The organism is Bacillus sp. N5-665 (assembly GCF_022637375.2).
Classification (GTDB): Bacteria; Bacillota; Bacilli; order Bacillales; family Bacillaceae_G; genus Bacillus_A; species Bacillus_A wiedmannii.
Map to the genome: position 1 here is coordinate 2566707 of NZ_CP093325.1, position 12647 is coordinate 2579353.

A 12647-nucleotide genomic window follows, 5' to 3' on the forward strand; every position below is an offset into this window, starting at 1 on the left:
TGGCAGAAATGAGGAATACATTTGCATTAACAGCTTTAATTGCAGGTTTTTTTATGGCAATTTTAGATTCAAATATTGTGAATATCGCATTACCAGAAATGACAAAGACATTTCATACTTCAATTGATACTATTTCTTGGGTTGCTAATAGTTATAATGTTGCCTTTGTATCGTGTTTGTTAATTGCAGCACGTCTTGCGGACCAGTTTGGTCGCAAGAAGCTGTATATTATTGGTTTATTTGGGTTTTCTTCTAGCTCACTCTTGTGTGGAATTGCTACTTCTTTTCAGGCACTAGTTGTCTTTAGGGTAATACAAGGAATTTGCGCTGCAGTTATCGTACCAGTTGCTATGCCTTTAGGTCTTAATTTAGTACCGAAAGAGAAACAAGGTATGATAGGGGGCATCATGGGCGCTTTTGGGGGATTAGCAGCAGCAATTGGCCCTTCACTTGGAGGTGTTTTAACTGACAAATTGAATTGGAGCTGGGTGTTTTTTATTAATGTTCCAGTTGGTATATTATCTTTCATCTTCGTGATTCTTTGTATTAAGGAATCCTATGATCATGCTGCAAGCCCTAAAATAGATTGGGCAGGTATGTTTACTTCTGCATCTGCACTATGCTTACTTGTATATGCACTCATACAAATAAATACAAATCATTTAAGCATGATAAGCTTAATACTTCTTTTTATGCTCTCACTCATAGGTTTTATATTATTTTTTATCATTGAAAAGAAAAGTGAAAATCCAATGTTGCCATTAAAGTTATTCACAAATAAAGAGTTTTCAATCTCAAATTTTTCTTTATTTTTTGTTGGAATGGGATTAATGAACTTTTTGTTTATACTTGCTTTTTATTTCGTTCAAGTAGAAGGTATGTCTGAATTACAGTCAGGTTTAATAATTAGCACGCTAGCGATTGTTTCAATGTTTGTTACAGCAATAGTAACATCAATTGCTGCAAAGCGGGGGAGTTCATTAATAGGTAGTATAGGACTACTAGCATTTATCATAGCATCATATTTATTTAGTCAAATAGATTCCAACTTTACAACATGGGATTATATTTGGCGATTAATGATTGTTGGGATTGGAACTGGCTGCACATTAGCACCGTATACAACAACGGCAGTTTTAAGTGTGCCGATTGAAAATTCAGGCGTTGCTGCAAGTATATGTAATATTTCTAGAACAGTTGGAAGTATTGTCGGGGTAGCGGTACTGGTGATGTTTCTGAATCATCAATTGTTAGTTGAAAAAGAGAAGATAAATAGGGAAGTAGTGACTGTGATTAAAAAAAGTGATTTGTCAAATTTAGAAAGGGGGCAAGTATTGCAAGCGATAAATAAAAAACAGCAAATCATCTTAAAAACTGATGGAGAGCGAAAAATTTACAAGCAACTAAAGGAGGAATATAAGAAAGGAATTATTCGTAGTTATAATTTAGCATTTTTAATGGGGGCTATTATATTTTTTATCGCATTTATTTTTAATATGGGAAGAGTCTTAATAGAGAAGAAAAGAAGAGGATTATTCCAATAAAGAAAAAGGCTGTGCGTCATATAGAGCACGGCCTTATTATAGTTATATGCATTTACTCAAAATCTCCCCAGGCAATCCATCAATCTCACAAACTTTCTCAGATGTAAAACCTATATTTATTAAAATTTTGCGAGAAGGGATATTGTTTGGATCGATTATTGCTTTTAGTACGTTTACATCTGTCTGTTTCGCAATATTCATTAATTCCTTTGCAATCCTGCTACCATATCTTTTTCCCCAATGCTCTGGCAAAATCATATAACCAATTTCAGCTTCTTTAATATTATCCTCGTTTACAGTAACATGTCCAAGACCAATATATTCATTTGTAATAGAATCATATACTTTATAAGAGCCGAATAGTTGATGTTTTTCATTGCACTTTAGCAGCTTTGTAAAGTCATTTTTTGCTTCATCTAACGGAATAGCGCGTTCGGTAATTTGCGCCATTACTTCTTCATTTGAAACGAGCTGGAAATATAAATTGAAATCTGTTGGTTCAAATTTATTAAAATATAGTTTCTTCATAATAACTTCTCCAAACTAATTTTTAATGTTCTTCAGAAAAGTTTAATGACACGTAAATCATAATTTCAATTATAAAAGATTATTAAAGGTAATTATTAATTTTTGGTTAGTAACGTACATACAATGTGTAATTAAGTGCGTGCACTATGGAGTGAATGCAGAAAAGGGTGAATGAAGCATATGAATCCATTTGAGCAAATGATGTACGTTGGTGTCATTATGTCTAGTGTACTATCCGTAATGATTTTAGGATCTTTATATTATAATCCCCGTCTTTCGTTAACTGAATATCCGAAAGATATTCAAAAGGTAGTTTTTCCAAAATCGATTTATGAAAAGAAGCAAACAATCTACTTTAATATTGCATATAATGCTATTCTTTTCGGTACGCCTGTCGTTTCTACATATATACTACATAAACATGAAAAATTATTATATGTTGATGCCTATTTACATACTTTTGGTATTTTAATGATTTTCAATTTAATAGATTTGTTTATAATTGATTGGCTAATCTTTTGCTGGATTACCCCGAGATTTGTTGTTATTCCTAGTACAGAAGGGATGAAGGGTTATAAAGATTATAAGTTTCATTTAAAAGGGGCTATAGTTGGAACAAAATTTTTAGCAATCGTAAGTTTATTTTTGGCAGGAATTGCGACAACTATTTAGTATGAAGAGTTTATAAAAGATGAGGAGATTGATAATGTATAGAATTAGAATTGAGAATTTGATAATATTGAAGTAGGAAGTTTTAAAAACAGTATATTAAGCGGTAATAATATACTGTTGCAAATGTTTTGATACACTGTGAAATTTCCTGATTTTATGGAAATTTTTCATAGAATACAAAAAACGTAATGGAGGCTAATATGAAAAAAGTAATTGGCGCAGCAACAGCAACTGTTTTTGGATTGGGGGCTTTTACCACAACTGCTATCGCAGAAACGATCGTAACAGCAGATGTACTCAATGTACGTGAAAAACCGACTACGGAATCAAAAGTTGTCGAAAAAGTAAAAAAGGGACAAGAGTTAAAAGTAATAAATACCGAAGATGGATGGTCCAAAATTGACTTAAACGGTAAAGAAGTGTTTGTTAGTTCGGAGTTTACAAAAGATGTGTATCATGTAACAGCGAATTTGTTAAATGTTCGTTCTGATGCGAATACAGAATCAGAAATTCTTGGCAGACTGAAAAAAGATGATGTTATTGAATCAACGCATCAAGTAAAAGACGGATGGCTGCAATTTGAGTATAAAGGAAAAACAGCCTATGCAAATGTTTCTTTCCTATCAAGTACAGCCCCAGTTGAAAAAAAAGCTGAAGAGAAAACGAAGAAAGTAGCGAAAGTACAAAAAACGGTTAAAGCTAAAGAAGAAGTTAAAACACAAAAGATAGTAAAGCCTAAGGAAGAAGTGAAAGTACAAGAAGTAGTAAAGCCTAAGGAAGAAGTGAAAGTACAAGAAGTAGTAAAGCCTAAGGAAGAAGTGAAAGTACAAGAAGTAGTAAAACCTAAGGAAGAAGCGAAAGTACAAGAAGTAGTAAAGCCTAAGGAAGAAGTGAAAGTACAAGAAGTAGTAAAGTCTAAAGAAGAAGTGAAAGTACAAGAAGTAGTAAAGCCTAAAGAAGAGGCGAAGGCTAAAGAAGAAGAGAAAGCCCAAGAAATAGCGAAGGCTAAGGAAGAAGCAAAAGCCCAAGAGATAGCAAGGGCTAAGGAAGAGGCAAAAGCAAGAGAAATAGCCAAGGCTAAGGAAGAAGCGAAAGCCCAAGAAATAGCGAAGGCTAAAGAAGAAGAGAAAGCCCAAGCCCAAGAAATAGCGAAGGCTAAGGAAGAAGCGAAAGCTCAAGAAATAGCGAAGGCAAAAGAAGAAGCAAAAGCAAAAGAAAAAGAAAAAGCAAAAGCCCAAGAAATAGCAAAAGCTAAGGAAGAGGCCAAAGCAAGAGAAATAGCAAAGGCAAAGGAAGAGGCCAAAGCAAAAGAAGAATCTAAAAATAACACGCAGGCTGCTAAACGTGAATTAACGGTAGTAGCGACAGCATATACTGCTGATCCAAGTGAAAATGGTACATATGGTGGACGCGTTTTAACTGCGATGGGGCATGATTTAACGGCTAATCCGAATATGAGAATTATCGCAGTTGATCCGAAAGTAATCCCATTAGGATCTAAAGTCTGGGTAGAAGGTTATGGAGAAGCTATCGCTGGTGATACGGGAAGTGCTATTAAAGGAAATCGTATTGATGTTTTAATGGGTTCAAAAAGTAAAGCTATGAATTGGGGAAGACAAACTGTTAAAGTTAAAATTCTTTAATAAATATAGTTATCTAGATAGAAGTCAGTTCTCTTTATTGAGGCTGGCTTTTATTTTTGAGTAAATATGATTGATACAAGGAAAGAAAAAGTAAATATATTATATATCAAATCATTTACTATGTACTTTCACTCGTAATAGTGTAATTAAGTTTAAAGTATAGGTGTATTCTAGTGTTAGTTTTATTTATAATGAAGTGGATTAGATTTATTTAAAGCGAGGATAGAATATGACAACAGAATTATATGGCGCACATTGCAATGAGTTGAAAGGGTATAGAGTAATTGAGGGGAAAGATTCCTATAATCATTATTTTGGTGGTGAAGATTGCAATTTGCCAGTATGTAAGTTATGTAGTGAGAAGATGCATCAAATTCTCTGTTTTGATTTAAAAGATGGGAGACTTGCGGAACTTAAAAGTAATGAACTAAATATTTTACCATTCGTTTCATGTTTGAACTGCGCGATGGTGTGGGAACCGCAATATTTTCAGTTAAGTGATGGAGGTAAAACAGTTCAAATCATACAGCAGCAAAATACAGAAGAATGGATAATGGAAGAGGAATATAAGTTACCAGTTTCATTACCAAAAACAACGGTAAGGCTTATAAATATGAAAAATGATGATATACCTATAGATGAAGATAGTTACGGGGAAGCTTTTGACTTGTTCGGTTCTGAATATGTATGTAGATTATTAGGGGCACCATTATATGATGATCTTCCAGAGAATTTGGCGTGTCCAACTTGTTCTAAAGAGATGAAGTATGTTGCTACAATTACACAAGATTTGGAGGAACGCGGACTTATTTCGGTAGTTGATTTCCAGTTTGGGGAAATGAATATATATTATTATATATGTAAAGAGTGTTCAATTATTAAAACTGAAATACAAGGTACATAACGAAAATAAGACTGACATATTCTGTCGGTCTTATTTTTGTATCGCAACATCAGAAAGAATCGCATCAAATATATCTTTTTGCGTGAAGTTATCTGTAAAAATAGCTTCTCTGGTAACTTCAATTGTATCGTGCGGATTATACCATTTTTCTATGGAATCCTCACCAAATTCATGTCGTTTGTCCCTTGTGTTATGTCGTCGAATCGTTTCTTTTAACGATAAATCAAAGTAATATGTATAGACGTTTCCTTCGAAAAAATGTATTAATTCTTTCAGCATATCACCGTATCTACGACTGTTTAAAATGCCTTCTAAAATAACAAATTTACATTTTCCTTTTCCGTACTTTGTAATTTCAAATAGTAAATCATGTGATAAATTCCCCATCGTATCGTGTACTCTAAGCATATCTCTACGTACAACATCCTGTGATACTAAAAGTGTACCTTGTCCGAAATGTTCTTGTAATTGCTTTGCGATTGTTGTTTTACCACTTGCGGAGTTGCCTCTAAGAATGATTAAAGTTGATTTAAGTATAGGATTAGACATAATGTATTCCCCCAGCATGAATGAGTATATAGAAAATTTTAACAAATAAAGTGCGGAAAGTGTATAATTAATAGGATTGAAATAAAAAGGTGGGAGTTAGATGGAACATGAATTAAATAAGGCGCAGCCAATTTGGAAACGGACATGGTTTCGCTATCTAGGGGCATTTATAATTGTTCAATTACTATTTATTATTTGTGAGATTACAGGATGGGCACCAAATTTTAAGCCAAGTGGAGAGTTTTTAAATAGAATTTTACATTCTGAATTTTTCACGGAATGGTTCACTCCATATGAAATTCCTCATTTTAATGTGTTTACAGCATTTTTTGCGATTACATTGTTACCATACGCATTAATTGGTGCGATGAAAGATTTCACAACAAGGAAAAATACAAATAATTAAAAAGAGGTATTATATGCTATTTCAAAAAGATCATGTATCGGTACGGTACGTAAAAGAAGAGGATGCACAGGTCATTTCAAAATGGTTAACAGACCCAGAAGTCTTGCAGTATTACGAAGGAAGAGATAATCCGCAATCTGTAGAAATGGTACTGAATCATTTTATACATAATCCAAATAGTCATGAAAAAAGATGTTTAATAGAGTTTGATGCCGTTCCAATTGGTTACATACAAATGTACCCAATTGATTCTGAGTGGAAAACATTATATGGCTATGAAGAATCACAAAATGTATGGGGAATGGATCAATTTATCGGAGAGCCGACTTATTGGGGAAAAGGAATTGGAACGAAACTCGTTCAGGCAGCAATTACATATATTATGGAGAACACGGGAGCAGAAGCAATCGCAATGGACCCGAAAGTAAATAATGAACGTGCGATAAAATGTTATGAAAAATGCGGATTTAAAAAGGTGAAGATATTAAAGGAACAGGAGCTGCATGAGGGGAAATTAGAAGATTGTTGGATGATGGAATATAAACGTATAGAGGATAGGTGATAAAAATGAAGGCGCTACTTGTATTAGATATGCAGAAGGGGATTTTAGAGTGTAAAGATTTTTCTGTTGAAAAAGAGTTAATCGCAAATGTTTTAAAACAATTTAAAGCAGAGAATGAACCTATTATTTTCTTAAAACACCGAGATGATAATCCAGAAAGTACGTTGTATTTTGAATCAACTGGAAGTGCATTAGTAGAAGAATATATCGAGTTTGCGGATTATATAGCCGAGAAGACAACACCTAGTGCGTTTAAAGATACAGGTGTTGAAGAAATATTAATGAAACATAAAGTTGATCATGTTGTTATCGTTGGATTTAATACGGAATTTTGTTGTTTATTTACAAGTATCGCTGCTTTTGAAAAAGGCTATAAAGTTACGCTCATTGAAGATGCGACGGGAACAGCTAACGATGAAGAAGTATACGAAATGCCTGGATTAGATATAAAGGACTTCATCGGATCAATCCTGAATTGGTCCCATGTAATTGAAGTACTATATTATGATGAATATGTAGAGGCCTATACAAACAAAGGGAGCTGCGCGAAATGAAAAAAGCATTAATAGTAATTGATGTGCAAGCAGGTATGTATACAGCAGGAACGCCAGTACATAATGGGGAGAAGTTTTTAGAAATATTACAAGAACTTATTGGGCAATGTCGTTCTAATGATATTCCCGTTATTTATGTACAACATAACGGACCAAAAGATCATCCGTTAGAAAAAGGTACAGAGGGCTGGAAAGTACATGAGGTGATTGCTCCGCAAGAAGGGGATAGTATTGTTGAAAAGGCGACGCCAGATTCATTCCATAAGACAAAATTAAACGAAGTATTACAAGAAAAAGGAATTGAACACGTTATTATTTCAGGTATGCAAACGGAGTACTGTGTGGATACGACAACGCGAAGAGCGTTTAGTGAAGGGTATAAAGTAACGTTAGTGAGTGATGCACATAGTACGTTTAATACAGAAGTGTTACGTGCGGAAGACATTGTAAAGCATCATAATGTGGTGTTTGGAGCGTTTGCTAATGTTGTTGCGTTAAAAGATTTGAAAGTGACTGCCTCTAAATAAGAGGTAGTTTTTTTATTATATGAACGATATCTTGAAAATATCGTTCATATAATTTCACGTACCATAATGAATACATGAAAAAGGAGCACCAAATAATTAAAAAGGGTGCTCCTGCATCGAAATGTTACTTCTTCTTATCTTTATCCAATATATTCTGTTCTTCAGCAAATTCCGTACCATATGCAAAGCGGCGATTAATATGAATGTTATCATTGTTGTGCCTTGTGTGTGAGTTAGAAAAGCGATGAACGATTACTTCAGATAATGTAAAGACAGTAGCGGAAAGGAAACTACCCCATGCAATTTGCATGTAATTGTCTAATAAAATATTACCGAAAATCCATACGCTTAAATACGTTAGTAAGAAATCCGACATAATGGCACCGGTATTGCCTATTCGGTTTAATATGATTTTATCGACGAACATATAGGATACGATTGTAACAAAGAGACTAAATGAAATAATTTGGACGAACGTTGCAGGGAAAAATAAAGCGAGTCCGATACTAAATGCGATAATGCACGATATAAACTTAATAAGAACTACAGTAAAACCATTCAATATTTACACCTCCGATTTATACATAGTTTTACAATAAATTTAGGAGTTCATACATTGTAACAAATATATTTACATAAAACTTTTTCACGTTCGATTTTTGTCTAAATATTAAAAAAACAAAGAAAAAATGTTATAGTAAAATGAGAGTATATGACATTTTTAGGTAAGGGGGAATCCATGATGTGGATTACTTCAGAAGTAGAAATTCCAGAGGAGTTAATTGATCATCTTGAACAAGGAAAGTTAGTACTATTTGTTGGAGCGGGAGTTTCTATGAAAGGGAAATCAAACTTACCGAATTTTGATGATCTAGTTGATGAGATTGCGAAAACGTTATATGTAGAAACGCGTGAAATAACAGAACCTCATGATTATTATCTTGGTAAAATTGCGAAAACAAAAGATATACATCAAGTTGCAAGAGATTTAGTTCATATTGAAAAATCAAAGCCGAATCCTCTTCATTATGCGATTCCGAGATTGTTTCCTTTAGATACGGAAGTCCGCATTGTAACGACAAATTTTGATCGGCATTTTACAACTGCGATGAAAGAAATGAATAGAGAATTAAACGTATATTACGCACCTGCGTTACCTACAGGTAGAGCGTTTAAAGGACTCGCCTACATACATGGCAATATAGAACAAGAGAAAGAAGCATTAATATTAACAGATGGTGATTTTGGAAGGGCTTACTTGACGGAAGGATGGGCAAGAAGATTTTTAGTTGATTTATTCTCGAATTATACCGTTTTATTCGTTGGATATAGCCATAATGACCCAGTAATGAAATATTTAGCAACTGGTTTACCACCAAGTACAAGGCGTTATGCATTTGTTGCGCAAGGGGAAAATACGTACCATTGGGAGCATTTAGGAATACGGCCGATTGTATACCCGAATAAAGGTAATAATCATCAATCTCTTGTTAAAGCAGTGAAGCGATGGGCGGAATTAATGGGAGATAATTATATTACAAAACGAATGCGGATTCGTGACATAGTAACAGTTCCACCGTCAGTAGAGCAGGAACAATTATCATACATAAAACAATCCATAAAAAAAATTGAAACAGTCCGCTACTTTGTTGAATTTGCTCATGATTATGAATGGGTGGAATGGCTTGAAACAGAAGGGACATTACAAAATTTATTTTTAGTTACATCAAACGATAATGAGGTAGATGAATTACTTGCAGAATGGTTGGTGGAACAATTTCTTTTTAGTCATCAAAAAGAATTATTTCAATTAATTTTTAAAAATCATTCTAAACTATCTCTGTTATTATGGAGAACAATTTGTAGCTACTTAAACGAAACGAAAATTAAAATGGACCCGTTGTTGTTTGCAAGATGGACACTTCTTTTACTAGAAACAGCTGAAAAAGATAGTAAATCAATTGAAAAAATTTCTTACTTACTCCAAAAATGTTCTTTTCCTGAGCATAAAGAGATTGCTTTATTATTACTAACGTTTATTTTGGATGGAAAGCTTAAGTTAAAGCGGGAGAGAAAATGGGGAAATGATACACAAGAATCAATAGAACTTGAGGAATCGAGTCGTTTACCAGTTTCTACATTTTCTTATGTGGAGCAAATTTGGAATGAGAAGATGAAACCTCATATTTCCTATTACGCCGTACCAATTATGATGATGGGAATAGAGAAGATGCGAATGTTATCACTACGACAAACGGCACTGAAAAAAAAGGATAAGGAAAATGTTGAAAAAGAGTTTCAGCAAAATGATCTTGCATTTTTAATTCAAATTGTAAAAGAGTGTTTAGCCTATTTGTGTGAAAATAATGAAAAAAAAGCAAATTATTATATTACAGAAATGATAGAAGCAAACAGCATGCTTCAGAACCGAATTGCAATTGATGCGATGAATAAAAATATATTCGTTAGTGCCGATGCCAAAATGAAATGGTTGTTACAGGAAGGACTTCTTTTAAATGTCACGTATAAACACGAAGTTTTTCAACTTATAAAAAATCATTTCGCACTCTCTTTAGAAAAAACAAAGGAAGAGGTTATTCAAATTGTATTGAAGGACCTTGCAGAGGAGAGAGCATTTGATGCTTGTTTAGTTTTAGATTTATTATTCACTTGTGATTCGAATAGTCCATCTACAGCAAAAGGTTATGAGTTAATGAAGCAAAAACATCCTCACTTTCATTCTGATCGATATAGTGTACAAAAGAAAGAGACGGCAGAACAAAGTATTACTTGTAATGTAACTGCTGATGGATTATTGCAGTTGAAAGACGATGAAATTATGAAGCAAGTTCGTCAATTTTCTCAAGATGGTGTTTTTGAACAACGCCATTTTTTAGAGATGTTATCGAAAGCATGTAAGTTGAATACAGAATGGAGTATTTCATTTGCCTATCAATTAGTTGGTATGCACGAAATAAGTAATGAAGTATGGTTTGTTTGTATTAGAGAGTGGCGAAATAACCGAGGATTGACAAATGAACAAATCCAAAAAGTTATTCCGCTATTGCAGAAATTTGTTAGAAATACTGCTTTTCATTGGTTAATTAGTAGCTTTCTATATGAAATTAGTAATCGATTAGAAGAGTTAGAGGAAAATAGTATACGCAATGTGAAACGGTTTGCTTTTTCGGTATTCCCTCAAGTAATGAAAAGCGATACAGATTTTAAGCTTGGAAAACAAGATTTTTACAATGAATCGATCCAGCATCCAGTTGGGAAAATGACAGCTGTATTATTAAAACTGTTATCATATGATCATTTATACGATCGTAACGTGTATGAATATTTATTTTTATTTGAAGAACAAGTAAGAGTTAGTACAGAACGGACAAATTTTATGTTAGCTCGTTTAGTAGCAGATATTACATTTCTTTATCATATTGAGAAGCAATGGTGCCGAAAATATTTGTTACCGTACTTAGATTTAAAGCAGGAAAATGAGATTACGAAATATGCATGGGCAGGCTTATGTTACACGCAAATCAATTTACCTTTATTTACAGAGATGAAGCGATTTATTAAGTATGCGGTAGAACATTTGGAAGTATTACATCCGCATACGAGGGAAGCTTTCTTGAAATGGCTTAGTTTTGTATTTATTAAATGTGTACTGTATTGGGAGCAAAAAACAGATTGGTTATACCCGTTACTTATACAAGAAAATGAAGAAAATAAAATTAAATTTATGCAGTTTTTATGCTATTACGTAAAAACGCTAAGTGCAAAAGAACAACAAAAATTTTGGGCATCTTGGCTCAGTGTATTTTTGCGGGAGCGACCGAAAATGGCTGAAATCACAGCTAGAGAATATGTAATGCTTTTGCGTATTATTTTATTTATGGATGAAATAGTAGAAAGAGGATTATCTATAATAAAAACATTTTCAGATGTGCTTGGAAAAGGGAATCAAACGGAGTTAAAACAGTTGTTTAATGAAATACTTGAAAAGACAGAGAGTATAAAAATGTATAAAGAATTGTATGCAAATGTATTTTTCACTTTACTACAAACGCTTCAGGAAGCTGATTTACTTGAAACTGAAATTATTCAAATAAAAGAAATATTAATCCAGTATGGAGTAGAAAAATATGTATTAAATGCAATAGATAATGAGATAATTCGCATCGGAATTGTTATGGAGAATTTACAAGAAGAAATGTAGGACGGAAGTGGAATTTTAAAAAAAATATAAAAAGTTGTTGACAGTGTTTTGAAAAGCGTTCTATAATACGAATCATACTTATTCAATTTCAAAAACATTTGAATAAACAAAGTGCAATGAAGAGATCACAGTAGTGGTTAGTCTTACTGTAACAGAGAGCTGGTGGTTGGTGTGAACCAGTACAGGGATAATCATGAATTACAGTCTTGGAGCATCTTTTTCGTAGTAAAGATAGTATTGTCTTTATGAAGAAAAAGCGGTCAATTGATCGTTAACAGTGAAGAGAGGTAGACGGAAAGTTAGTCTACAACTAGGGTGGTACCGCGATAAATATCGTCCCTACTGATTTATTCAGTAGGGACTTTTTGTATTTTAGTGGTCTAACTTGAAAATTAAATATATATGCGTTGAAAGGAAAAGCAGTAGTTGTTGTTTCCCTGTAACAGAGAGCTGGTGGTTGGTGTGAACCAGTACAAAAACAAGAGCGAATTACAGTCCTAGAGCATCTTTTTCGTAGTAAAGATAGTAATGTCTTT

General features: G+C 33.5%; 12 protein-coding genes and 2 other annotated features (1 of these 14 only partly in view). Of the genes, 9 read left to right on the plus strand and 3 right to left on the minus strand.

All coding sequences use genetic code 11. The features are described 5' to 3' along the window. Window positions 1–8: 8 nt before the first annotated feature. Entirely contained in the window at window positions 9–1544 is a 1536-nt protein-coding gene (locus tag MNO09_RS15745) for an MFS transporter (RefSeq protein ID WP_001246243.1), read from the plus strand. A gap of 42 nt (window positions 1545–1586) precedes the next feature. Here the strand turns inward: MNO09_RS15745 and MNO09_RS15750 are convergent, their stop codons facing one another. Continuing rightward, the gene (locus MNO09_RS15750; RefSeq protein ID WP_000737810.1) at window positions 1587–2072 is read right to left on the minus strand and encodes a GNAT family N-acetyltransferase; all 486 of its coding nucleotides are present in this window, start codon (window positions 2070–2072) and stop codon (window positions 1587–1589) included. 180 nt (window positions 2073–2252) lie between these two features. Here MNO09_RS15750 and MNO09_RS15755 point away from each other — a divergent pair, with 180 nt between their 5' ends. From MNO09_RS15755 to MNO09_RS15765, 3 genes are all read left to right on the plus strand, one after another. Next, entirely contained in the window at window positions 2253–2744 is a 492-nt protein-coding gene (locus MNO09_RS15755; RefSeq protein WP_070168911.1) for a nitroreductase, read from the plus strand. 200 nt (window positions 2745–2944) lie between these two features. Further along, complete coding sequence (entB, locus tag MNO09_RS15760; RefSeq protein WP_070168910.1) at window positions 2945–4387, plus strand: cell wall-binding protein EntB; 1443 nt, start codon at window positions 2945–2947, stop codon at window positions 4385–4387. A gap of 229 nt (window positions 4388–4616) precedes the next feature. Beyond that, window positions 4617–5291: a hypothetical protein gene (locus tag MNO09_RS15765; protein WP_070168909.1), complete on the plus strand. Its 675-nt coding sequence runs from the start codon at window positions 4617–4619 to the stop codon at window positions 5289–5291. A gap of 30 nt (window positions 5292–5321) precedes the next feature. On the opposite strand, the gene MNO09_RS15770 is transcribed toward MNO09_RS15765, so the two are convergent. Further along, the gene (locus MNO09_RS15770) at window positions 5322–5840 is read right to left on the minus strand and encodes a kinase (protein WP_070168908.1); all 519 of its coding nucleotides are present in this window, start codon (window positions 5838–5840) and stop codon (window positions 5322–5324) included. A gap of 100 nt (window positions 5841–5940) precedes the next feature. On the opposite strand from MNO09_RS15770, the gene MNO09_RS15775 reads away from it, so the two are divergent. The 4 genes from MNO09_RS15775 to MNO09_RS15790 are packed head-to-tail and all read left to right on the plus strand — an operon-like array spanning window position 5941 to window position 7889. After that, window positions 5941–6246, plus strand: coding sequence for a YfzA family protein (locus MNO09_RS15775; protein ID WP_070168907.1), 306 nt, complete (start codon window positions 5941–5943; stop codon window positions 6244–6246). Between the two features lie 13 nt (window positions 6247–6259). Beyond that, window positions 6260–6808, plus strand: coding sequence for a GNAT family N-acetyltransferase (locus MNO09_RS15780; protein WP_070168906.1), 549 nt, complete (start codon window positions 6260–6262; stop codon window positions 6806–6808). Window positions 6809–6813: 5 nt separating this feature from the next. Further along, on the plus strand, window positions 6814–7362 hold the full coding sequence (locus MNO09_RS15785) for an isochorismatase family protein (RefSeq protein WP_070168905.1): 549 nt from the start codon (window positions 6814–6816) through the stop codon (window positions 7360–7362). Then, a complete protein-coding gene (locus MNO09_RS15790; RefSeq protein ID WP_033656358.1) occupies window positions 7359–7889 on the plus strand; it encodes a cysteine hydrolase family protein in 531 nt (176 codons plus the stop codon). Before MNO09_RS15785 ends, MNO09_RS15790 begins: the two co-directional genes overlap by 4 nt. A gap of 124 nt (window positions 7890–8013) precedes the next feature. Here the strand turns inward: MNO09_RS15790 and MNO09_RS15795 are convergent, their stop codons facing one another. After that, a complete protein-coding gene (locus tag MNO09_RS15795) occupies window positions 8014–8451 on the minus strand; it encodes a YndM family protein (protein WP_001013095.1) in 438 nt (145 codons plus the stop codon). A gap of 180 nt (window positions 8452–8631) precedes the next feature. On the opposite strand from MNO09_RS15795, the gene MNO09_RS15800 reads away from it, so the two are divergent. Next, a complete protein-coding gene (locus MNO09_RS15800) occupies window positions 8632–12111 on the plus strand; it encodes a DUF4020 domain-containing protein (protein WP_176505876.1) in 3480 nt (1159 codons plus the stop codon). Window positions 12112–12218: 107 nt separating this feature from the next. Then, window positions 12219–12455, plus strand: a binding site (T-box leader). Between the two features lie 54 nt (window positions 12456–12509). Next, window positions 12510–12647: a binding site (T-box leader), on the plus strand; it runs 98 nt beyond the window's last position.